The following is a 23,536-nucleotide window of genomic DNA, read 5'->3' as shown; positions in this document are numbered from 1 at the left end:
CCGGAAATGCTTTTCCGCCTTTGCATAGCCAAATTATTCGGGTTAAATTTAACTTTTTAATCTGGTTTACAATTTAAAACGCTATGCATTTTCAGGTAAAAACTATCTTCTTTGCCTTAGTTCTTCTTTTGAGTGCTAAGTTAGTAGAAGCGCAGCAAAAACTTAAAATTACGGTAGAAGATATCTGGGCCAAGCCAACCTTTGCCGCAAAATCGGTGCATGGCGTAAACTGGATGAAAGACGGCCGCTATTATTCTTCCCAGGTTGCTGATAACGCCAACAAGGTTACGGATATTGTAAAAGTAGATGTAACTACCGGCCAGCCGGTAAGTACGATCATTGAAGGCGAAGCGTTGCGCGTGGAAGGCAGCCAGGAACCCATTCAGTACGATGGTTACGAATTTAGTGCCGACGAAAAGAAAGTGCTTTTTTCAACCGCCACCGAACCCATTTACCGCCGTTCCTCCAAAGCCGAATATTACGTTTACGACCTGGAAAGCCAGAAATTAACCAAGCTCAGCAATGGCGGCAAGCAAAGTTACGCTACCTATTCGCCGGATGGCAAGCAGGTTGCATTTGCCCGCGACAACAACCTGTTTGTGGTAGATCTGGCCACCATGCAGGAAAAACAATTAACCACCAACGGTAAATTCAACCACATAATTAACGGTTCTGCCGACTGGGTTTACGAAGAAGAATTTGAGTTTGCGAAAGCCTTTTTCTGGAGCCCGAACTCCGATAGAATTGCTTTTTATACCTTCGATGAAAGCCGCGTGCCGGAATACAACATGCAGATGTGGGGCGCTTTATACCCAACCGATTACCGTTTTAAATACCCGAAAGCCGGCGAAGCCAATTCCGTAGTTACCATTTCGGTTTACGACCTGAAAAATGGCAAAACTTTGCAAATGAACGTGGGGCCGGAGCAGGATCAATACATTCCGCGCATTAACTGGACCACCGACAACAACCTGCTTTCTATTAGAAGAATGAATCGTTTGCAGAACACGTTGGAAATTCTGCACGCCAACGCCAATACCGGCGAAAGCAAAGTGATCTTAACGGAAAAAGACAAAGCCTACGTAGAAATTACCGACGATCTTACTTATCTGAAAGACGGCAAACACTTCGTGATGAGCTCCGAAAAAGACGGTTTCCGCCATTTGTATTTGTACGATATAAAAGGCAAGGAGAAAAAGCAGATCACCAAAGGCAACTGGGAAATCAGCTCGGTTCTGGGTTTTGACGAGAAAAACAATACCGTTTTCTACACATCCACCGAAGTTTCGCCGATGACGCGCCAGCTTTACCGCATCAGCCTGAAAGGGAAAAACAAAACCAGACTTACGAAAGAAAACGGCACGCACACCATCAACATGAGCCCCGATTTTCAGTATTACCTCGATTATTTCTCTACCGCCAATTCGCCTTTAACCGTTAGTTTACATACCGCCAAAAACGGGAACCTGATCAAAACGCTGGAAGACAATGCTGCTTTAAAAGGTCGTTTAGCGCAATATGAAACTTCGCCGCTTGAATTCTTCAATTTCAAAACCACCGAAAATGTAAGCCTGAACGGCTGGATGATCAAACCAACCAACTTCGATCAAAGCAAAAAATATCCGGTGCTGATGTTTGTGTACGGCGGCCCAGGCAACCAGCAGGTAAACGACGCCTGGAATTCCAAAGACTTTATGTGGTACCAGATGCTGGCGCAGAAAGGCTACATGATCGTGTGCGTAGATAACCGCGGAACCGGTGGCCGGGGCGCGGATTTCAAGAAAAGCACTTACGCCAATTTAGGCAAACTGGAAGCCCAGGATCAGATCGAAACGGCCAAATATTTAGGTGGTTTGCCTTACGTAGATAAAGCACGCATCGGGATCTGGGGCTGGAGCTTCGGCGGATATATGACGCTGCTGGCTTTAACCAAAGGCGCTGATTATTTCAAAGCTGGCATTGCCGTAGCTCCGGTTACCAACTGGCGCTATTACGATACCGTTTACACCGAACGTTTTCTGAAAACCCCGCAGGAAAATGCCGCCGGTTACGACGATAACTCTCCGGTGCAATACGCCGATAAGCTGAAAGCCAAATTACTTTTGATACACGGAACCGGCGACGATAACGTGCACGTGCAGAACGCCATTGCCATGACCGAAGCGCTGGTAAAAGCCAACAAACAATTCGAGAGTTTTTATTACCCGAACCGTAACCACGGCATTTATGGCGGCAACACCCGTTTGCACCTTTACAACCAAATGACCAACTTTATTGAGCGGAGCCTGTAGTTTTTATGGCCGTACAGACCTCTATTCATCCTTCCGAAACGTTATTGGCCCGCAACAGGAACCTGCTTACAGTGGCAGATCTGTTCTGGCTGGTACCGTTTATAATATTGGTTGGTTTTCCGGTGGTATGGCAGATCTCGGCGCTGCCGGTCATGCTCTGGGACGAATCGCGGCAGGCCGTAAATGCTGCCGAAATGGTAGCCAATGGGAATCTGATCGTAACGTATTTTCAGGGTAACCCCGATATGTGGAATACCAAGCCGCCTTTCCAGATCTGGCTGATGGCTTTGAGCATTAAACTTTTCGGTTATTCTGAACTGGCGCTTCGTTTGCCAACCATTGGGGCAGTTTTGAGTACCTTTTTCCTGCTGTTTTGGTTTGGGCTGCAGGCGTTTAAAAACAAATTAATAGCAGCGCTAAGTGTGCTGATCCTGGTTTCGAGTAAAGGTTATATGATCTTTCACGTAGCCCGAACCGCCGATTACGATGCCATGCTGGTGTTTTTTATTGTGCTTTATACATTCACGTTTTTCCTTTATTTAGAAGAAAACAAGCAAAAATACTGGTGGTTCTGCGTGCTGGGCTTAACGCTTGCGGTGCTCACCAAAGGCGTAGCCGGCTTAATGTGTGCACCGGCGCTGCTCATCTACATAATTTATCGGGGCAAATTGTTAACCTTGTTGCGCCAACCGGCTTTTTACGCGGGCGTTGCCTTTTTTCTCTTTTTAGGCCTGGGGTACTATTTTCTGCGTGAAACCATGAATCCAGGCTATTTGCAGGCCGTTTACGAAAATGAATTAGGTGGCCGCTATTTAACTGCTTTAGACGACCTTCATAAACACCCCGCTGACTGGTATCTCCAGAATATCAGGAAAGAGAAATATAAGTTCTGGCTACCGGTTTTACTATTGTCTGTTTGGGTGCTGCTTTGGCAAAGCGCCGTGGTGGTAAAAAGATTTGCGGTGCTGGCAATCGTTTTGCTGGGTCTTTATCTGCTCATTATTTCTACGGCCCAAACCAAACTTTACTGGTACGATGCCCCGGCTTACCCATTTATGGCGGTGCTGATAGCTTTGGGCGTAACCATTTTGCTGCAAGGTGCCGCGCAGCTTTTAAACGTGAAACATACTGCTTTTTTCTTTACCGGTTCGGTGTTACTTTTGTGCTTGTTGCCTTATAACGCCGTTTTGGAATATTACCTTAAAGATAAAGCGGAAATGGGGGAAAAGTACCCGGAATCGATGTTCGGGCCGGCGTTGAAGCTTTTGGAGAAACAGTTTCCACAGGAAAAACAGATCACTTTGCTGCAACCCGCCGACCAATATCCGGCCATTTCGCATTATTATAAGCTGGCTTACCAGCAAAAGGGCTACACCTTCCGCGAAGCCAATCAGTTTAGTGTTTCTGGTTTGCAACCCGGCGAAATTGTAGTGCTGGTCAACCCGGCTTTTTCAAGTTTGCTCGAAGCAAATTTTGAGGCTGAAGTGCTTCATCAATATTACAGCAGCCGCGTTTATCGTATCGTTCAGAAAAAAAATAACCATGAAACCAATGAATAGCTTTATGCCAACCGTTCAGGAAAGCCTGCAGCTTTCGGTGGTTATTCCTATTTACAACGAAGAAAAAAATATCTTCAATTTATACGATCGCCTCACGGGTGTAATGCAAACCCTGGGTGAACCGTATGAATTTATTTTTGTGAACGACGGTAGCCGCGATAACTCGCTGGCGCTTATAAAAACGCTATCGCAACGCGACGAAAAAGTCAGATTCATCAACTTCAGCCGCAATTTCGGCCACCAGATTGCAGTAAGCGCCGGTTTAGATCATACGCGCGGCAAAGCCATTGTAATTATAGACGCTGATCTGCAGGACCCGCCGGAACTCATTATCGATCTGTATAAAAAAATGCAGGAAGGTTTTGAAGTGGTGTATGCGCGCCGCCGGAAAAGGGTAGGGGAAAGCTACTTAAAGCTGCTTACTGCCAAGTGGTTCTACCGCATTCTGGCCAACATTACTTCCGTGGAAATTCCGGTAGATACCGGCGATTTCCGGATCATGAGCGACAAGATCGTGCAGGTGCTCCGCAACATGCCGGAACGCAATAAATTCCTGCGTGGGCAGATATCCTGGGCCGGTTTTAAACAAATTTTCGTAGAATACGACCGTGCCGAACGGGCCGAAGGCGAAACCGGTTACACCTACCGCAAAATGATCCGCTTCGCGCTCGATGGCATTACTTCTTTCTCCGATTTTCCGCTGAAAGTAGCTACCATGTCGGGTTTTGTGGTTTCCGGAATTGCGTTCCTGGTAATGCTGTATGCGCTTTATTCCCGTTTTGTTTCCCACGACACCGTTCCCGGCTGGACTTCTACTATTCTGAGCGTGTTGTTTTTGGGTGGCATTCAGCTAATTTCCATCGGCATTATCGGCGAGTACATCAGCCGCATCAGCAATAACGTACGCGGCCGGCCGCTTTATATCATTTCCGATACCAACGTAGAAACCAAACCAGATACCATGCCGCAGCACGCGCAGGTATTTTAGTTATTTGAAAACGCTATGGTTTAAGCATAATAAACCCGCAAAACGCTATGGTTTGAAAACAAAAAAGTCTGGTAATGCTACTAGGCTTTTTTTATTTACGGCTTTACGATGCTTTGTTTAAAATGAAATTTCAGTAGTTTGTCGTTTATCGGAATGTTGATCTCGTAGCTGGTGGCAAGATCGTGGCGCTGGAAATAAACTTCGCCGTAAATTACCGAATTGGGTGGCAAGGTGCTTTTGCGCAGAATGGTCTGGTCTAAAAAACGTTTGCGGTCATTGAGCGAAATGCGTTTGTTCTCTAACCGGTACAGATCAATTTCGCGGTTTTGCTCAGATTCTGCGCGGGCCATTTGCCGTTCTTCGCGTTCTTCGGGCGTTTCCCCATCTGCAATACTGGCTACCGCCGAAGCTGTTTCTACCAGCGAAAGCGTAACGTGGTTAATAGCCGTGTTCATTTCTTCGGCTTCCTGCCGCGATCTTTGTTTGGCCAGGTCCAGGTAATAACTTTCCGGATCTACGGCTTTTTGCAGCTGGATAATGTCTTTAGGCAGATTGGCACCGCTCATATTCGACCAGAATCTTTCAGGGGCAACCAAAACCGGCCGGCTCGAATTATTCTCGATTTCCACGTTAAAAATGGCGTTGTTGCGGTCGTTGGTTTCGTAGGCAATTTTCACCACCACGCTATCCATGGTTTTGTGCATAAATTCCCGGCCCCAGGCCCAGTTGGTGTCTTCTTCGGCCGGCGTAATTTTAGAAATATTGTACGGGCTCACGCAGGAAGTAAGCAGCAAACCAAAAGCGAAAGGAAGAAAGCGTTTCATGATAAATCACAGAATAGAACGGGTGTGCTAAGTTATTCAAATTCCGGAAAACCTGCGCAAAACCGTGTTATTTTATCAGCTGGGAAACGCTATGGTTTCAGGTTGAAAAAGTCTGAACCAAACCTCACAGGTTTCTGAAACCTGTGAGGTTTTACGGCTGAAACGCTATGGTTTTAATGCAAAAAAGTCTGCAAAACTGGTTTTTGCAGACTTTTAAAAATTTCACTCTACATTAAATTCGCGACTCAATATTTTGGCGATTTTTTGTTGTCTACTTGCTGGATACTTGGTTATAAAGGTGCCTTCTATTTTATACGTGCCCTTTTGTATAGCCGGAAATTTTATTAATGTTACTTTACCAATGTATTCTGTAGTAGAGTTAATATTGATAAGAGTATCGTTAAGGTATATTCTTATAGGTTCTGCCCTGTACTTTATATTATCATTTTCAAACCGGGAAAGACTTATGAGGGTCTTAACTGTATCTCCTGCTTTGTAATGGATTTGTGAATTAATGGAAGTAGTAAACCAGTCATTCCCTCCAACTCTGGCGGCCAAAGCTGAGTGATACAATAGTTCCTGCCTTAAGATTAAATATAGAATCTGGTATATTTTTAAAGAATCTGAGGCGGATTTTATTTCAAGCGGTAAGTAGGTTGTTGCTTTTCCAATTTCAGTAGAAATTCTTTTCCATTCTTCTTGGTCTGCCTTTTCTAATTTTTCTGCTAAAGTACTATTGTAAGTAGAATCTGAAAATTGCTTAAGGCCAGAGACTGATAAGGTAGGCAACACCGGGTTTTTCCATTCAGAGATCCTTTTAGATAAATCAAGGACTCTTATGTCGGCCTTCCGATTGCCTCCTACTTCAACTTCGTGTCTAATACTACCAGTGAGGGCTTCAATATCCGCCCAAGTATCCTTGCAAGCGGTCTGTAAAGCTAAAATTGCCAAACGATTATCTTCTTTCCGCTGACAGCTAAAAAGAAAAATGGAAGCAATGAAAAATAATACGGTTCTTATTCTCCTTGCTTCCATTTTAAAACGGTATGTTTTTGGGTTAAAAAACTAAGCCACAACTTTGCTCTGATAAGCAGCTTCGCGCTGCTCCCGAACCAGCTGCCGGTCGAAGGCGAAAGTGCCGAGGGGAACTAAAGAAGCAACCAGCGCCAGAATGCCTTTCATAAATGACCAGCGGCGCTGCACGGCCACCTGAAAAACGGCCGCAATGTAAAGCACAAACAGTACGCCGTGTGCCCAGCCCACGTATTTTACGGCCAGCGGTTGTTCAAAATAATATTTCAGCGGCATGGCAATGCACAGCAAAACGATAAAAGATAGGCCTTCCAGTAAACCGATCAGGCGCAGCCGTCCGAGGGCAGTACTCATAAATTTGTTCATTGTGAGAGCAGTTTTTTTTAATTATTAAAGTCGTTAACGCCTGATTTTCAGGTTTATTATAATTTCACGCAAACATTTTGCGGCTCGGTAAAAAACCGCAGCGCTTCCAGACCGCCTTCGCGGCCCACGCCAGATTGCTTCATGCCGCCGAAAGGTGTGCGTAAGTCCCGTAATAACCAGCAATTTACCCAAATAATTCCGGACTTGATCTGGTGCGCCACGCGGTGGGCTTTGGTCAGGTTCTCGGTCCAGATGGTGGCGGCCAGACCATAATCAGTGCAATTGGCGTATTCCAGCACTTCTTCTTCCGTATCGAAAGGCGTAAGCGTAACCACTGGGCCAAAAATTTCTTCCAGGTTGGTGCGGCAGTTATAAGCCAGACCTTCAATAACCGTTGGGGCAATAAACCAGCCGTTCGCGTTTTCGCCGTCCAGTTTTACCTGCGTGCCGCCGGCCAGAATTTTTCCGCCTTCTTCTTTGGCCAGTTCTATATAAGAAAGCACTTTTTCCATGTGCGCTTGCGAAACTACCGCGCCTTGTTTGGTTTTTTCGTCTAAAGGGTTACCGTTTTTCAGCTCCTGTACTTTCGCTAAAAAGCCTTCCTTAAATTGCTCGTAAATGCTGCGCTCAATAAAAATGCGCGAACCGCAAAGGCAAATTTGTCCCTGGTTGGCGAACGAAGAATTGATGCTGGTAGCAATAGCTTTTTCCAGGTCGCAGTCCGCAAAAATGATATTCGGGTTTTTTCCGCCAAGTTCGAGCGAAAGTTTTTTAAACATTGGAGCCGCAACTCTGGCAATGGTTTCGCCGGTTTTGGTGCCGCCGGTAAAGGAAATGATCGGGATGTTCGGGTTTTCGGTGATGGCAGAGCCTACTTTATGGCCATAACCGTGAATGATATTTAAAACGCCGGCCGGCAAACCCGCTTCCGCGCAAAGCTCCGAAAGCAAATAAGCCGTCATGGGCGTAATTTCCGAAGGTTTGGCAATTACGCAGTTTCCAGCCGCTAATGCAGGCGCAATTTTCCAGGTAAACAGGTAAAGCGGCAGATTCCAGGGCGAAATGCAACCGGCTATGCCATACGGACGACGCAGCGTGTAATTAATAGCCGTGCCCTCCATGTAATGCGATTCTGAAGAAAAATGCTGAATGGCGGTGCCGAAAAATTCCAGATTAGAGCTTGCGCGCGGAATATCTACGGTGCGGGCTAAAGAGATCGGTTTTCCGTTGTCAATGCTTTCGGCTTTGGCCAGTTTTTCCAGGTTTTCATCGATCAAAGCAGCAATTTTCATCAGCATTTTGCCGCGTTTTTCGGCTGAAGTATTGCTCCAGGCCGGGAAAGCGGCTTTTGCTGCCAGAACCGCCAGTTCCACATCGGCCGCATCCGAATCCGGAATTAACGAATACACTTCGCCGGTAGCCGGGTTGTAATTATCGATGTACGTTTCGGAAAGTGGTGCGCGGAATTCGCCGTTTATGTAATTCTGAATGCGGAACATTGCTCTGATTTGGAAAATTGAAAATCTGGAGATTTGAAAATGCTTTGAGATCTCCGGGAATTAAAAGTAAAGTTACAAATTTTCAGATTAACACCGACGGGCAGTTTTTGGGGCCAAAAGCATAGCGTTTTTTTTAACCGGTGCAATAAATTGTACCTTTGCCACTTGTTGCAATTCGCTTATTCTATATTTGATGCTTCGTAAACGCGATAACGTTTTTATGCTGGCGCTTTTGCTGGTACAAGCCGTAGTTATTTTTATCACTTTCCGCGATGTGCTGCGCACCTCCGATGAATTTCTGCTGGTAAATTCCTGGGATGGCCTGAAGAATTATTTCACGTATTACGCCTGGCTAAAACAACCCGAAAGCGCACCGTTCTTCCATTTCACGCAGCATAATTATCCTTTCGGCGATAACGTTTTATACACCGACAACACGCCTTTGTTTGCTGCGCTGGTAAAAGCTTTTTCGCGCTGGGTTTTCGATCTTACGCCGTATGCGCTGTCGCTGCACAATGCGTTTATGGTAGCCGGGCTGGCTATTGCGTCGGGTATTTTATTCCGGATTTTCCGGTTGCTGCATACGCCGCGGGGCATTGCTTTTGCGGCTGCATTTTTCCTGCCCTGGATCAGTCCACAGATCCTGCGCCTGAAACTCGGGCATTATAATCTGTCGTTTTCGTGGGTGTTGCTGCTGGTGGTTTATCTGCTTTTAAAGCTGTTTCAGCATTTCCCCGATCGCCGGAAAACATTGCAAATTTCTGCTGCTTTGGTGGCTACGCTGGTGCTCAGTTCTTTTCTGCACATGTATTACCTGCTGCTGAATCTGTCGTTCATTGGCTTCTTTTTCCTGTTCTGGTTCCTGCGTTGTTTCATTAAAAAGCGCGAAATTAACGTTTGGGTTGTGGTTCTGGGGCTCATAAATGTGTTCATTCCGCCGGCGGTGGTTTTGGCCATTATTCGGTTGCCCGATGAAAATTACCATTTGCGCCGCAGCATTGCCGAAGGTTACGACCGCCTGGACTGGAAACTGAACCTGGAAGCTTTTATTACGCCGTACCCTTACAATAAACTAAAACTGGAATTCCTGCGCTACCCGGAAATTCCCTACGAATCGTGGCTGTATCTGGGTGGTTTTGTGCTGGGAAGTTTTATTATCTGGCTGCTCATGAAGCTGTTGCTGAAATCCGGATTAGTAAAAATAAACCGACTGGCCGAAAAAGATCCGGAAACAAAAAGCGCTTTTCTTTGGCTTTTCGGGCTTTCGGCGCTGGGTTGCACATTCATTGCGATGGGCGAAACCTACACATTTTTTGGCGGCGCATTTACGTTCACCAATTATTTTAACCTGTTCTTTTACATTCACCAGTTCTCGGAAATCGTAACGCAGTTCCGGGTGCTTTCGCGGTTTGCCTGGATCGTTTTCTGGTTCTGCAACATTGCTGCGGTTTACTGGCTGGGCTTCGTCTGGAAACATTATACGCAACCTTTTTGGCTAAAACTGCTCGCGGTGCCCGGTTTGCTGCTGCTCTTAGCCATCGATATGCGCGACCTCCGGAAACACATTTCGAAAGTGAAAGGTGAAAACGTGATGTCCCACCCGAAGCACCTGCAATTTATGCGCAGCCTTGCCGGCAATATTGCTCCGCAGGAATATCAGGCAATTTTGCCCATTCCGTTTTACCACGAAGGTTCCGAAGATTACGACATCAGCCTTTTCCCCGACGATGCATTTTACCGCGGCACCATTCAGCTTTCGGAAGTAACTGGTTTGCCGCTTATGGCCAGTAAATTATCGCGTACACCGCCGGCGCAGGTACAGCATTTGCTCAGTATTTTCCTGGCTCCCAAACCCGATACCGCTTTAACCAACCGGATGAACGAAAAACCGGTTTTAGTAATTTACAACCGGGCGTATTACAACGGCAAGAATGAATTTTACAAAGATCTGAAACGCGAACCCGCATTAACGGCCTATAAAAAAGGCGAAAACCTGCCGGCAGAAAAAGGCTGGAAAATGCTGGCGCAGCAAGGCGATTATGTGCTGTATAAAGCTTATTTAAAGTAAATCTGAAAACAGAACGCTATAGTTTTTAAGCCCGAAATCATAGCGTTTTTGTTTCGATTATTCGTTTGTTCGAGTTTTCGATTTACAGATAATAAGAAGCTACTTTTATGGCCGGAAACCCTACCATTTTCTAAGAGTAACATGCCTTTAATACGACGCCGGTAGATTATTTTTGAATAAGATCTGCTTCTTGCCACCGTAAAAATAAACGTCGGTTTTAACCGGGCGGAGCAGCAGGTTATCGAGGGTGGCTTTTTTGCTTTTGGTGCTGATGGTAAGCTGCATTTTGCCGGCCGGAACGCTGAAAACGTGGCGGGAAAATAGCCAGTTGTTCCAGACTTCGGTAGATGCGTTGAAGTAAATCTTTTCTTCGCGCAGCACTTCGCCGGCCGGGTTTTTTACTTCCAAAGTTAACGAAGGCATGTTGGGCGTAACCGCCGAAGCCCAGCAGGAAAATTCAAATTCCAAACCGTTTGCGGGCACATTAATAAGCGTATCAAGCAGCATGGTTTTGCGTTCGGTTAAAGCCAGCGCACCTTTCCCGAACAAACCTTCTCCTTCGTTTTCAGCAAAATCTTTCCGGATCACCATTCCGGGATTATTGTTCACATACAGGCCATTTTGCTGCGTTAAACCTTCCGGTAGGGCTGTTTTATTTTTAGAAGAGGCATATAAACTATCGAGCGGAAGTTGGTATAAACTGAAATGTGGCTGCGCGGTTATAAGCTTTGCTTTGGCTACCAGGTTTGCTTCCGCGGATTGTAATGAATCGGGTATAACAAGTAGTAATAAAGGTTTTTGAGAAGGATATTTTTGCAGAATTTCCTTTGGAGTAAACGGGTTGCTGAGTAACTGCAATTGCTGTAAAGCCTGGCTGAGCGAGGTGCGCGAAAGCAGGTTGGCGGCAATGGGCAAACCGGTGTGCAAAGAGGCGCGCATGGCTTCGTTGGCGGCTTCGGGGTTGCGGAAAATGGTGATCTTTTCGGAGCCTACGTTAAAATAAGGCAGCGGTAAAATGGCCTGAAAATCTTCCGGTTTGAGGTTGTGCTTTTGAAGCAGTTGGGTGTAGTTGCCGGTTTCGCCGTTAAAACTGGCAGCCACGCGGTTTTCTTTTATGGTAAGCGCTTTCTGATAAACATTATTCACGGCTTCGAAAGTCCAGAAAGCCAGCAAAATTCCGGGGATTGCAAAAGCTAAAACCGGTTTGTGCTGCAGCCGGAAACGGCGCGCTAACTGGAAAAGATAATAAGCGGCGTAAACCGAGAAAACGTAATAGAAGATCCAGGCAAAACGGCCGATGGAACGGAATTGCTTCAGCGGCGGAACAATGTCTAAAATGCCTTCCAGACCCCATTTAATAGGAATAGCCAACGCAAAAAGCAGCACCAGCACCGAAGCCCACAAACCAACCCGCAGTGGCGCAGGCAAAGCCGGCCGGAAAATGCGTTTCCAGCGTTTCTTTTTTCCAAATTTAAAGAACTTGAAAAGGGTAAGCAAAAACACGACAAAAGCCGCCTGCCCCACGTACGCATAACCTTCCCAGATCACTTCTTTATCGCCGAAAACCGCCTGCCAGTATTTTTGCAAAGGCGCTTCTAAAGGAAAGAATAACGCCTTGAAACTGGTGCGGTAAGCCGTGAAACCGTACGGCGATTCCGGGCGGTCCAGCACCGGGTCGGTGAGTTTCATGTAAACCTGGAAAACCAATAACGGTATCAGAACGGCTGCTAAAAGTCCGATGAAAAGTTTGCCGTTAATTTTCTGAAATTTCTTCTCCTGAAAGTAATAGACCAGCAAATAAGAAGCGAGCAAAAGCAGGTTTATAAGCGCATAATACGGATGAATGAACACCGCCAGCAAACCGGCAATTGCATAAACTACGTACCAGATCATCGCTTTCGGCTCCCGGAAGATCCGGATGATGAAGTACCAGAACATCGGGATGAAAAAGGCGTAGCCCAGTGCGTAATGTGCCCGGATGCGAAACAGTTGCGGCGATAAAAACGCTATGATAATGGCTGCCAAAACTGCGTACCAGACTGGCAGCTTTATTTCTCTTAAGATCAGGAAAAGGAAAACCGCGCAAGCCACCAAACTTCCCAGCATAAAAACGTTGTAAATGCCAATGGTATGGTCGGCGACCGGCGAAATGCGTTGGTTTATAAGGTTAAGCAGTACGGCAAAAAGCGGCTGGTTATCGGTGTAGGTTATGTGTTCGCCGAACGGATAATTAAGGCCGGTAAACCACAAGCCCTGGTTGTATTTAATGAAATAAGCCGCGGTGTAGTAGTTTTTGGTGCCGTCTTCGAGGTAACCGAACATGTATTGGCCGGGCTGTAACAGCACATTTCCGAAAAGCAGCCATAATAAAGCCAGGCTCAGCAAAATTACTATTGGTATGGCTATCCGGTTTTTCATTGCAGGGGTGCTAACGTTTGGGCGAATAATAAAGCTGGTTTATTCGCGGGTCAGAATTGTTTTCGGGCAGTTTTTTGCCTGGTTTTTATACAGTTTTTTCCGGCAAGATTATTTGAAAGTTACCGGTTCTTCGGGCGGCGTACCGGGTTTGCGCTTCAGAATTAAAATGAAATTCTGGTTGTAGATCAGTTCCCAGTTCGGCGAAGCCTGTAATTTTTCTACCCGGTGCAAAAGACTCAGTTCAGCTGCGTCAGTAATTTTTTCCGGGTATTCGTTTTGCAGGTACATCACGTATTCCGAATTTCCGACAAAAGGCAGTTCAAAAACAAAATCGCGGTTGGCCAGGTGCGGTACAAAAACCGGCGAAGCGCTTACCGGAACGCCATCCGGAATGAGTTTTAAAGCCTGGTACGCCTCAGAAACATCGAAAAAGCGGCGGAAATGTTTCTTTTTGTAAAACTGAATGGCCGGCCTATCCAGGCAGCAGCTTATGCGGGTATCGAAGCTCCGGAAAGTAGCCGCAACCGTAAGCACCAGCATAAACAAAGCTACCAAAACCCGGCGTTGCGCCGAAAACCAGCCCAGCGTAGCGGCCAGTGCAAAGTTTATAACCGGCACATATTCAATGGAATACTGGTAATTGATTCCCCAGGCCAGTGCGTGGTTACTGAATAATTTTTGCGCATAAATTGGAATGAGCATGAACAGGTAAGCCGGTTGGAGCAACAAAGACCAGCCGCCTGAAGCAACGATCATGGCGTGTAACTCGGTTTTGGCCCAGTCGTTTTCCGGTTCCGGGGTGTGGTTTACGAAAAGCAGTTTTATGATCCGCCACGGGTTGGTAAGCGAATTGGTGATGATCTCCGAGAAACCGTTGCCGAGCACGGCGTATTTGTTCACGTAATCGTAGCTGCGGTCGCCAACGGCTAGGCCCGGAACAATAAATTTGACTACTACAATAAAATAAACGGCCGCAACCAACGCAAAAAGCAAGGCGCGTTTCCAATGGGCTTTATTCCGGAAATACATCATTCCCAAACCTAAACTCAGGAAGATTGCCCACAAAGCCATGTTCTCTTTGCTGATGAGAATTACCAGGAAAAACAAGCTGGCTTTTGCCCATTTCTGGCGGTGGAAATAAAGGAAAAACCACGGCACCATCATGGCTGCAATAATATTATCGTGGTAATCGTAAGCCAGCGCCGAATAAATGCCCCAGATACTCAGGAAATGCAGCAGCAAAATAAAGCTCAGCAATGGTTTTCCGAATTTCAGCAAATGGAAACGGTACGCGCCCACCGCTCCGAAAATAATGGACGCAATCTGGAAAATGAGTAAGGTATAAGAGCCGAAAAGCCAGTAGAAAAGCGAGAACGGAATGTGCAGCAGTGTAAAATGATCGCTGAGAATGTTGTTGTAAAGCTTTACCGTATTGTCGTTCCAGCGGAAATGAGCGTAATCGTAAACGGCGTTGTTGAAAAGCCCGAGATCGTAGGCATAAGTGCGGAAAAAGTAATGGTTGCCCAGCGAAAGAAGCGAAAAGCACAGACCGAAAAACGCCAGGATACTGATTAAAATGCGGCGCTGGTGTTTGTCGGAAAAAGCTTCAAGTTTCGAAAATTTCATGTAAAAAACGGTAGGGTAGAAGCAGTAAAAACCGGAAGGTTTGCTGCCGAAAAAAGCCCGGTTAGAAAAAACGCTTCATAAAGATCTTGCCAAAACTGTAGCCTTCTTCCAGCAGAATTTTAGAATTCATTTTGGAGAAAATAATGCCCGGCCGCAGCGTAACTTTCAGGCCTTTTATGCGCAGGTTCTTTTGCTTATTGGCTTCAAACAAAAACTCCAGGTCGAAAAGGTAACGGTCTATGGTGGTTTTCAGGAAGGTTTCGCGGCCTTTGCGGTTAAAACCTTTCAGGCCGGCCTGGGTATCGTTTACGGGCAGCGAGAGCATTTTTTTAGCAAAAAACCGTAGCGTTTTGCTGATCTTAACCCGGGTTGGCGGCACGCTGGCATAATATTCTTCGTCGCGGATGCCTACCACAATATCGGCTTCTCCGGAACGCAGCAGCTCGTAAACTTTCAGAAAACTGTCTTCGGTGTACGGGAAATCGATGTCGGTATAAATGCAGAATTCGTGTTTGGTTTGCTGCACGCCTTCGCGCAATGCGTGGCCTTTTCCTTCGTTCTGGGTGTAATGAATGTAGTTGAAAAACGCTATGTTTTTACGCAGAAAAACCAGGTCTTCGTCGGTTACGCCTTTGCTCGAGCCGTCGTTTACCAGGTACAAATGCAGCTCCGTATCGGGCAAACGCTGGCGCAGGCTGTTCACGTTGTTTACCAGGTTTTGTGCCCAGTTCGGTATCGGGTTGTAACAGGGAAGAACGATATCTAAAGCGTGGGCAGGCATTCGGGAAATAATATTAGGGTAACAAGTTGATAAAAGAACCGCAAAGATAACACAAAAACCAAACACTGCAGGGAATCTCCCCGAAATCTTCCGGCGGTAAAAAACGGATTTGTTGGTAAAAATGCGGTATGAAAAACGGTAGGCAAAACGGCTTAAAAACCCGAAAACCGGCCGGAACGTGTGGTTTGGTAATGGCGGTTAAAATAGCAAAGACCTAAAAGGCTTCGCAGAAGTTATTTCTTCAGCGGCAGAAATTTCAGGCAGAACTGGTTAAGAGCGGACTTTGCCTGGCGGTTATGTTGTTTCCGCTTTTGTAGGAATAAAGCTTTTCGGATGATCTAAAACCAGCCGGCTGACCATAAAGCAGGATAATAGCACCGGCAGTGCCGTTAAATAAATATAGGGCACCTGCATAAAAGCGTAAAAAATGCTTAAATATAATTTTAAACTGATAAGCAGAAAGATGCGGTAATCGATGCGCGTCCGGTATTTAACATATACCCAACCGCTTACTGCAACCGTTAATAAAGCCATAAAGATCATGGTGTTCCGTAAGGCGCGTATGCGGTCTGCCAGTTCCCAATCGAGAAACTTATTAAAATAAACAGCTAAGCCAATTCCGTTATATAAGTGCATAGGCTGGCCCTTGTCATTCATGTGCAGCCATTCACCTACAGCGGCGCCGCTATACATTTGCTGCGCTTTTATAAAAATCGACCAGTCTTTCGATAGAAACGGCACCACATAAATGGCTACAATTCCCAGCAATACCCAAGCGGCGGTAATGAGGGTTCTTTTGCGGCTTTCATCAAAAAATAAAATAAGAAAATAGAGCGGCAACCAGAAAACAAAAGAAAACCGCGATAGGATGCACAACACAATGCCGATTGCTCTTAAAACGGGAGACTTTACGAAAATGCCGGTGGCCAGAATAAAGTAATAACCAAAGATCAATATTTCGATGGTGTACCCAAAAGTAGCGGGATCGGTGCGGAGCAGGCTTAAAATGGCAGCCAGCGGAAGCAGGCCTTTTAAGATCAGTTCAGACGGATTGCTGGCATATTTAGCTACCAAAACCCAATAACCGGCAAAACCAACCAATAAAACGATGGCCGCCATTAACCGGTAATCTATGCCTAACCAATGCGCCGCTACAGAAGGGAGCCATTGCATGGGCAGGTAATTCGGAAATATTTCCCAGCCAAAATCTGAAAAAGGCACATAAACAAATTCATCTGCCAGAAAGCGCCTTACATATACCTGCAACGCTGGAATAATATCGGAGAACTTAGGGTCGATGGCGAAATTGGCAATGATTATTTTTAGCTCTTTTATGAAGATCAGGCCGGTGGTAAAAGCAATAATAGCCGTAAGGATAATTTTAGGAACCAGGTTGGCCTTGTAGTGTTGTAGCGCCGGCATAATTGGTCTGTCGAGCTGGATCTTAAAACAGGCTACGGATAAGGCAACGGAAAAGAAAAGGAATAGAACCGGACTAACCAGCACGCCGAATTTATTGCGCCAATAAGTTATCAGGAGAAGTTCAAACGTAAATAAAGCGCAGATCAGGGTTGTAGCTTGCCAGCGCTGCGAAATAAAATTGTTTTTCATATAAGATGTTCTTCCGTTTGTAGTACACAACCGGCTTTACAGTTCTGTTCTTAGAAGCGAAGATAAAATACAAAGCTAGTATATTATTCAAGCTCCCGCGCATCGGCTAAAAAACATGCTTCCGTAGATTTTGTAAACAACTAACTAGATAAATCCGGTCTGCAAGAAAACGGTATAGTTTTGCCGGTAAAAAGTAAAGGCGCTTTGAGTTTTTCAGCCGCCAGAGATACCGTTTTTCAAGCGTAAAGTTCAGCGAAATTTATGGCTGGTAAACCGGGTAATTGTTGCGGATAAGCTGTTTCTGGTCTTCGGCGTAAAAATAGAACGGATGTTTTACCGGCCTGATCATGAGTTCATCGGCCAGAATGTTTTTGCCTTCGGCGGTAATTTTTATGCGGTTTCGCTTGTCTTTCAGCTTGAAGTAGATCGTGGTTTTCAGCCAGTCTTTATAAATTTCGGTAGCGCCGCGCAGGTTCACAATTTCCTTGTTTACCACGTTGTTTTGTGCATTTATTTCTTTCAGCATTATAGTCGGAATTCCAATGGCCGTGGTAGCGTTTATCCAAACCGAAAATTCATAAGCAAGGCTATCGGAAGCGTTCGGTAAAACGTTGTTGAATAAAACCGCCGGGCCTTTTTTTGCAACCAAAGCACCTTTGCGGTACAACCATTTTGCTGAATTTCTGCCGGAAAAAGTTTCGTAAACAACGTTGTTTGGTATATGTTGCAACGCTGCTTTTTTGGGTTTTTCCGGCTCTAGATATACCGTTTTTAAAGCCGCCAGCGGAAGTTCGTAGAGCGCTACATTTTTATAACGCGCCAGAAATTTAGCCTTTTGTACCAGCCGTTTTTCATAATCTTTTTCCGCCGAATCGGTTACCATTACCAAGATCGGTTTCTGGTTGGGCAGTTGCGGTAAAAGTTCTTTCTGAATGGAATCGGAGCTTAACAATTGGGTGCGCAGCAAAACCTGGCTCATAGAAGTGCGCGCCAGCGAGGCGGTGCTCAACGGAATGCCGCTTTGGTAAGCGCCTTTCATGGATTGATACATGGTGCCGCCCCAGTTATGATACCCGATCTTCTCCGAGCCATCGGAAAAATACGGGATCGGAATGATCATCTGGAAGTCGGAAGATTGGCGGTTGGCTTGCTTTAATAAGTCTGGCAGGTGGTAGGCTTCTTTGCCGTAAAACGCTTTTGCCAGCTTGTTCATGTTCACAATGCCGGCTTCCACTTTTAGTAAAACCAGCGCATCGGCCAGCCAAAGCAGCAGCATAAACAGGAGCCACCCATACGCCAGAATTTGTTTTCTTCGGAGTTTCAGAAATCTGTAAACCTGGTAAATGATGAAAATGCCAAAAACCGTAAATACGTAGTAATACAGCCACACAAAGCGGTGCAAAACCCGGAACTGTTTAAGCGGCGGCATGTAATCGAGCAAATGCATCAGTCCGAAACGGAACGGAATGGCGGCGGCAAAAATTAAAATGAGGATGCCTGCCCACAAACCCATTTGCAGCGGTTTCGGCAAAACCGGGTTAACGATCTTTTTAAAATTACCTTTCAGTAAATACCTAAAAGCTTTAACGCCGGCCAGCAAAACACATAAAATAGTAGCCAGACCAATGTAACCGAAATTCTGCTCCCCTGGCACGTGAAATACCGTTTTCAGCAATGCTGCGGCTACAGATCTGACCGGATAAAACAGGCCGGCAATATTGGCTTTCCCTTCAATAAAATTGCCCGGCGTTTCGGGGCGGTCAGTAATGTTGTCGGTAAAGAAAAGGAAGGCTTTGAAAAGAACTAAGGGCAGGGTTGCGGTTAAAAGCAAGCCAGCTATTTGTTTCCGGTTAAAAGTTCTGTTTTGCCATTGTTGCACCAGAAACCAAAGAAAATGCCCGGCCAGCAGCAACACGCCCATGGGTAAAAAATATACGTGCACAAAAGCAGCGGCCAGTAAAATCAGTACCACCCAAACGTAGCGGCTCAACTTGTTCGGGTTTTCAAATAACCGGATGATCGTGAGCCAGATAGCTGGTAAAATCAACGTATTGGTTAAAGCATATTGGTGCGAAATAACGTAATGCTGCGGCGAAAGCAACACAATTAAAATAGCCCCGAAAATGGCAAACCAAGCCGGCAATAAACACTTCCGGAGAATGAAAAACAAAACCACCGCCGAAGCCAGCATGCTGAAGAAAACAATGCTGTTTATAATGCCAACCAGGTAGTTTTCGAGCGGAAAAAGATAGCGGTTTATGTAGCGGAGCGGAACCGAAAAAAGTGGTTGGTTATCGGTGAAAACAATGTGTTCACCCCAGGGATAATTCATGCCCGAAAAATGCAGGCCGGAGTCAAATTTTACGTACCAGGCAAATGTGAAAAGGCTTTTTATGCTGTCGCCCATGGTGCCGAAAAGGTAACTGTTAGGTTGCAGAAAAGCCTCGCCGAAGATGAGCGCCAGCAAGCCGGTTAGCAAAATCAATAACACCAAAATAGACTTGCGGTCTGACATGTAAAAACTGGTGATTTTTTTTAAGTTTAAATTAAAAACGGTAGCAAAAATCAGCAAAAAAGTCAGGCTTCGGTAACCTGACTTTTTCTGCGTAAAAGTATAGCGTTTTTTTCTGTTATTCGAATTTTCGGGATCCGGTCATCCGACTTCTAAGGCCTGAAACAATAGCGTTTTTATACTATTTCGCTTTGAACAAACCGTATTTCAGAATGCAGTATATTGCCCGGAATCCATCGCGCCAGCCAATTTTCTTGCCTTCTTCGTAGGTGCGGCCGTAATAGGAAATACCAACTTCGTAAACCCTGATCTTGGGAATGCGGGCTACTTTGGCGGTAACTTCCGGCTCAAATCCAAAACGGTTCTCTACTAAATGCAGACCTTGAATAATGTCGCGGCGGAAAAGTTTGTAGCAGGTTTCCATGTCCGTCAGGTTCAGGTCGGTAAACATGTTGCTGAGGAACGTGAGGAATTTATTGCCGATGGAATGCCAGAAAAACAAAATGCGGTGCGGCTTTCCGCCCATAAAACGCGAACCGTAAACCACATCGGCGAAGCCTTTCAGAATAGGTTTCAGCAAAATGTTGTATTCTTCCGGATCATATTCCAGGTCGGCATCCTGAATAATTACATAATCGCCGGTGGCGTGTTTAATGCCAGTGTGCAGCGCCGCGCCTTTGCCTTTGTTTACCTCATGGCGCAGCAATTGCATGTCCATATCCGAGTGTTCGGTTATGTAGCGCGCGATCGTTTCTGCAGAATTATCCTGCGAACGATCATCCACGAGAATAACTTCTTTCTGAATGCCATTTACCAATTCCAATTTATACAGAATGTCCAGGATCTGGTGGATCGTGCGGGCTTCGTTATAAACCGGAATTACAATGCTTAATTTATCGATTTTTACCAAAACAGGTTATGAGAATGGCGCTGAAGATCAGCCTGATTATTACAAGTTTCCGGTGCGGCCACCGTCTACCGGCACGTTTATGCCGTTAATATAAGCTGCCGCCGGCGTAGCTAAAAACGCTGCTGCTGCTGCAATTTCTTCGGGCGCGCCAAATCTTCCGGCCGGAATTTCTGCCATCATTTCACCCGAAATTTCATCCTGACTGTGGCCGGTTTTGCCAGCTTTGGTTTCGATGATAGATTCTAAACGGCCGGTTAAAGTTGCGCCCGGAAGTACGTTATTTACCGTAATACCGAATTGCGCCAGTTCCAAAGACAATGTTTTCGCCCAGTTACCAACCGCCGCGCGAATGGTGTTGCTCACGCCCAGACCTTTAATCGGCTGTTTCACGGAAGTGGAAATAATATTGATGATGCGGCCGTAACCGGCTTGTTTCATGAATGGAACCGTGGCCTGCGCCAGAATGTGGTTGCAAAGCAAATGGTTCGAGAACGTTTGCGTGAACTGGTCTAAGGTCGCGTCTATAATTGGTCCGCCGGCCGGTCCGCCGGTGTTGTTTATAAGAATATGCACGGCACTTTTTGAGGCTAAAAAGCTACCGATTTTGGCTTGCAGTTCATCTGGTTTGCTGAAATCGGCTACTAAATAATTGTGCTGCTGGCCTTCTTGGGTGGCAAGTTCTTTTACCACCGTTTGCAGTTTTTCTTCGTTGCGGGCTACCAGAGTAACGCTGGCGCCGAGTAACGCTAATTCTACGGCAATGGCTTTGCCGATGCCCTGCGTGCTGCCGCACACAATGGCGTTTTTATCTTTCAGGCTTAAATTCATAGCTTCAAAATTAGCTAAAATTCTTTTTAAGATTTGCAGAAACCCGCTAAAAGGCCGCCGGCTTTGGCAAGTGCCGCAAATTTTTCGTATTTTCGGAAATTGATTTTGGCTTAAAGCAGCTTACTTTTGTTAAGTTCCGACTTTTTTAACCCATTTTCCTACCGTTTTCAGACCTTAAAACTATGGCAGTAGCAGCACCTTTCAATTTTAAAAAGTGGATAGACGAGAACCGGCATTTATTGAAGCCGCCGGTGGGCAATCAGCAGGTTTTTCATGGCAATAAAGATTTTATTGTGATGGTGGTTGGCGGGCCGAATGCACGCAAAGATTACCACTACAACGAAGGCGAAGAAGTTTTCTACCAGCTGGAAGGCGATATTCAGGTAAAAATTATTGAAGACGGCAAACCGCGCACCATCGATATTAAAGAAGGCGACATGTTCCTGCTGCCGGGCAAAGTGCCGCATTCGCCGCAACGCAAAGCCAATACCGTTGGTTTGGTAATAGAACGCTACCGCCGCGAAGGCGAAAAAGACGGCTTCATCTGGCTCTGCGAAAACTGCGACAACAAGCTCTACGAAGAATATTTCGAGATGACTGACATTGTAAAGCAGCTGCCCGAAGTAATGAAAAACTTTTACGGCGACGTAGAAAAACGCACCTGCAAAAAATGCGGTACCGTTATGGAACCACCGCAACCGCCTAAGGCTGACGCCTAATTAAGAATTAAGAATTGTTTCTGGCAAGGTTTACGCCGTGGTTGGTGTTTTCACCAACAACTTCAAAGCACCGCAGTTATCTTCTAAAAACGCTATCAATTTCGGGCCGAAAAGTCGAATATTCGGAAAAAAGGTATCCTTTTTAGCTTAAAAAGTCGAACATACGAATCTCGAACAATCTTAAAAACCGTTTTCGCCTGAAAAAACAAATTCCCTCCCCTGATTTAGGAGAGGGTTAGGGTGGCGGCTAACGAGCAACGAATAACGAACAACGATAATACAATGCATCACCACAGTACTGGGCACACGCCGCTTCACATTGATATTCATACGCACATTCTGCCAAAGAACTGGCCTAATTTAAAGGAACGCTACGGCTACGGCGGTTTTATCAGGCTGGAGCACCACAAGCCCTGCTGCGCCCGCATGATGCAGGACGATAAATTCTTCCGCGAAATTCAGGACAATTGCTGGGACCCGGAAGTGCGCATGAAAGAATGCAATCATCACGGCGTACACGTGCAGGTACTTTCTACGGTGCCGGTTATGTTCAGCTACTGGGCCAAACCTCACGATGCCTTAGACCTGAGCATGATGCTCAACGACCACATCGCCGGCATCGTAGCCGATTATCCGGACCGTTTTGTTGGCCTCGGAACCATCCCGATGCAAGCGCCTGATCTGGCTATAAAAGAGCTGGAACGTTGTGTAAAAGAACTCGGTCTGGCTGGTGTTCAAATTGGGTCGCATATTAACGACTGGAACCTGGATGCGCCGGAATTATTCCCAGTTTTTCAGGCAGCTGAAGAATTAGGCGCGGCCGTTTTTGTGCACCCCTGGGACATGATGGCCAAAGAAAAAATGCCGAAATACTGGCTTCCGTGGCTCGTAGGCATGCCCGCCGAAAGTACCTTGGCCATTTGCTCCATGATCTTCGGTGGCGTATTAGAAAGGTTGCCGAACTTACGGGTAGCATTTGCCCACGGCGGTGGTTCATTTGCAGCTTCCATTGGCAGAATTGAGCACGGCTTTAACGTTCGCCCAGATCTTTGCGCCGTAGATAATAACGTGAACCCGCGCGACTACTTAGGCAAATTCTGGGTAGATTCGCTGGTACACGACCCAACCGCTTTCGAAATGCTGGTAAAACTGGTTGGCCCGGAAAAAATTGCATTAGGCACCGATTACCCTTTCCCGTTAGGCGAACTCGAACCTGGCAAACTCATCAATTCCATGCCATACAGCCAGGAAATTAAGGATATGATGTTGCACGGCGCGGCGCTAAATTGGCTGGGTTTAGGCAAAGAACAATTCCTGAAAAATATCCCAAAATCTGCCGCCATGTTGTAGAAAAACAGTAGGGTTTCGGCCTGAATAAGTCTCAAAAAGTAAAAGCCGCAGCTGAAAAGTTGCGGCTTTTTTGTTCAGGAAACTACTTTGCAATTAAATAATAAGCGCTCTTCGGCATATTGTCATTCTGGAAGAAACCTGTGATTTATGTGCT

17 protein-coding genes are annotated in these 23,536 nt (G+C 46.0%); 6 read left to right on the top strand and 11 right to left on the bottom strand.

The window, feature by feature from the left end; genetic code table 11:
• Nucleotides 1–83: 83 nt before the first annotated feature.
• The 3 genes from ACFPIB_RS09345 to ACFPIB_RS09335 are packed head-to-tail and all read left to right on the top strand — an operon-like array spanning nucleotide 84 to nucleotide 4,838.
• Entirely contained in the window at nucleotides 84–2,291 is a 2,208-nt protein-coding gene (locus ACFPIB_RS09345; RefSeq protein ID WP_378017178.1) for a S9 family peptidase, read from the top strand.
• 5 nt (nucleotides 2,292–2,296) lie between these two features.
• Complete coding sequence (locus ACFPIB_RS09340) at nucleotides 2,297–3,850, top strand: ArnT family glycosyltransferase (RefSeq protein WP_378017177.1); 1,554 nt, start codon at nucleotides 2,297–2,299, stop codon at nucleotides 3,848–3,850.
• Nucleotides 3,834–4,838, top strand: a complete 1,005-nt coding sequence (locus ACFPIB_RS09335) for a glycosyltransferase family 2 protein (protein WP_378017176.1) — start codon at nucleotides 3,834–3,836, stop codon at nucleotides 4,836–4,838. The genes ACFPIB_RS09340 and ACFPIB_RS09335 overlap by 17 nt, the downstream gene beginning before the upstream one ends.
• Before the next feature lie 95 nt (nucleotides 4,839–4,933).
• Here the strand turns inward: ACFPIB_RS09335 and ACFPIB_RS09330 are convergent, their stop codons facing one another.
• The 4 genes from ACFPIB_RS09330 to ACFPIB_RS09315 all read right to left on the bottom strand — a co-directional run bounded on the left by ACFPIB_RS09330 (nucleotide 4,934) and on the right by ACFPIB_RS09315 (nucleotide 8,559).
• On the bottom strand, nucleotides 4,934–5,662 hold the full coding sequence (locus tag ACFPIB_RS09330) for a hypothetical protein (protein ID WP_378017175.1): 729 nt from the start codon (nucleotides 5,660–5,662) through the stop codon (nucleotides 4,934–4,936).
• A 222-nt stretch (nucleotides 5,663–5,884) separates the two neighbouring features.
• The gene (locus ACFPIB_RS09325) at nucleotides 5,885–6,697 is read right to left on the bottom strand and encodes a hypothetical protein (protein ID WP_378017174.1); all 813 of its coding nucleotides are present in this window, start codon (nucleotides 6,695–6,697) and stop codon (nucleotides 5,885–5,887) included.
• A gap of 30 nt (nucleotides 6,698–6,727) precedes the next feature.
• Complete coding sequence (locus tag ACFPIB_RS09320) at nucleotides 6,728–7,048, bottom strand: DUF3817 domain-containing protein (RefSeq protein ID WP_378017173.1); 321 nt, start codon at nucleotides 7,046–7,048, stop codon at nucleotides 6,728–6,730.
• A gap of 68 nt (nucleotides 7,049–7,116) precedes the next feature.
• Nucleotides 7,117–8,559: an aldehyde dehydrogenase gene (locus ACFPIB_RS09315; protein ID WP_378017172.1), complete on the bottom strand. Its 1,443-nt coding sequence runs from the start codon at nucleotides 8,557–8,559 to the stop codon at nucleotides 7,117–7,119.
• Nucleotides 8,560–8,752: 193 nt separating this feature from the next.
• On the opposite strand from ACFPIB_RS09315, the gene ACFPIB_RS09310 reads away from it, so the two are divergent.
• A complete protein-coding gene (locus ACFPIB_RS09310; protein WP_378017171.1) occupies nucleotides 8,753–10,627 on the top strand; it encodes a DUF6311 domain-containing protein in 1,875 nt (624 codons plus the stop codon).
• Nucleotides 10,628–10,774: 147 nt separating this feature from the next.
• On the opposite strand, the gene ACFPIB_RS09305 is transcribed toward ACFPIB_RS09310, so the two are convergent.
• From ACFPIB_RS09305 to ACFPIB_RS09275, 7 genes are all read right to left on the bottom strand, one after another.
• A complete protein-coding gene (locus tag ACFPIB_RS09305) occupies nucleotides 10,775–13,045 on the bottom strand; it encodes a DUF6311 domain-containing protein (RefSeq protein WP_378017170.1) in 2,271 nt (756 codons plus the stop codon).
• 108 nt (nucleotides 13,046–13,153) lie between these two features.
• Nucleotides 13,154–14,671 (bottom strand): DUF2079 domain-containing protein, encoded by a 1,518-nt coding sequence (locus ACFPIB_RS09300; protein ID WP_378017169.1) that lies wholly within the window; start codon nucleotides 14,669–14,671, stop codon nucleotides 13,154–13,156.
• Between the two features lie 61 nt (nucleotides 14,672–14,732).
• Complete coding sequence (locus ACFPIB_RS09295) at nucleotides 14,733–15,452, bottom strand: glycosyltransferase family 2 protein (RefSeq protein WP_378017168.1); 720 nt, start codon at nucleotides 15,450–15,452, stop codon at nucleotides 14,733–14,735.
• Between the two features lie 294 nt (nucleotides 15,453–15,746).
• A complete protein-coding gene (locus ACFPIB_RS09290; protein WP_378017167.1) occupies nucleotides 15,747–17,063 on the bottom strand; it encodes a hypothetical protein in 1,317 nt (438 codons plus the stop codon).
• A 259-nt stretch (nucleotides 17,064–17,322) separates the two neighbouring features.
• The gene (locus ACFPIB_RS09285) at nucleotides 17,323–19,578 is read right to left on the bottom strand and encodes a DUF6311 domain-containing protein (protein ID WP_378017166.1); all 2,256 of its coding nucleotides are present in this window, start codon (nucleotides 19,576–19,578) and stop codon (nucleotides 17,323–17,325) included.
• 178 nt (nucleotides 19,579–19,756) lie between these two features.
• The gene (locus ACFPIB_RS09280) at nucleotides 19,757–20,485 is read right to left on the bottom strand and encodes a glycosyltransferase family 2 protein (protein WP_378017165.1); all 729 of its coding nucleotides are present in this window, start codon (nucleotides 20,483–20,485) and stop codon (nucleotides 19,757–19,759) included.
• Between the two features lie 39 nt (nucleotides 20,486–20,524).
• The gene (locus tag ACFPIB_RS09275; RefSeq protein ID WP_378017164.1) at nucleotides 20,525–21,313 is read right to left on the bottom strand and encodes an SDR family oxidoreductase; all 789 of its coding nucleotides are present in this window, start codon (nucleotides 21,311–21,313) and stop codon (nucleotides 20,525–20,527) included.
• A 182-nt stretch (nucleotides 21,314–21,495) separates the two neighbouring features.
• Here ACFPIB_RS09275 and ACFPIB_RS09270 point away from each other — a divergent pair, with 182 nt between their 5' ends.
• Together ACFPIB_RS09270 and ACFPIB_RS09265 are read left to right on the top strand one after the other, a co-directional pair.
• Nucleotides 21,496–22,032 (top strand): 3-hydroxyanthranilate 3,4-dioxygenase, encoded by a 537-nt coding sequence (locus ACFPIB_RS09270; protein WP_378017163.1) that lies wholly within the window; start codon nucleotides 21,496–21,498, stop codon nucleotides 22,030–22,032.
• 282 nt (nucleotides 22,033–22,314) lie between these two features.
• Nucleotides 22,315–23,382 carry an amidohydrolase family protein gene (locus ACFPIB_RS09265; RefSeq protein WP_378017162.1) on the top strand — a complete coding sequence of 356 codons (1,068 nt, stop codon included), beginning with the start codon at nucleotides 22,315–22,317 and terminating at the stop codon, nucleotides 23,380–23,382.
• The last annotated feature ends 154 nt before the right edge of the window (nucleotides 23,383–23,536 follow it).

Origin of the sequence: Adhaeribacter terreus (assembly GCF_042657365.1) — a bacterium.
GTDB classification, from domain to species: Bacteria; Bacteroidota; Bacteroidia; order Cytophagales; family Hymenobacteraceae; genus Adhaeribacter_A; species Adhaeribacter_A terreus.
The sequence above is the reverse complement of the archived record's forward strand: the minus strand, read 5'-3'. Positions and strand labels throughout refer to the sequence as shown.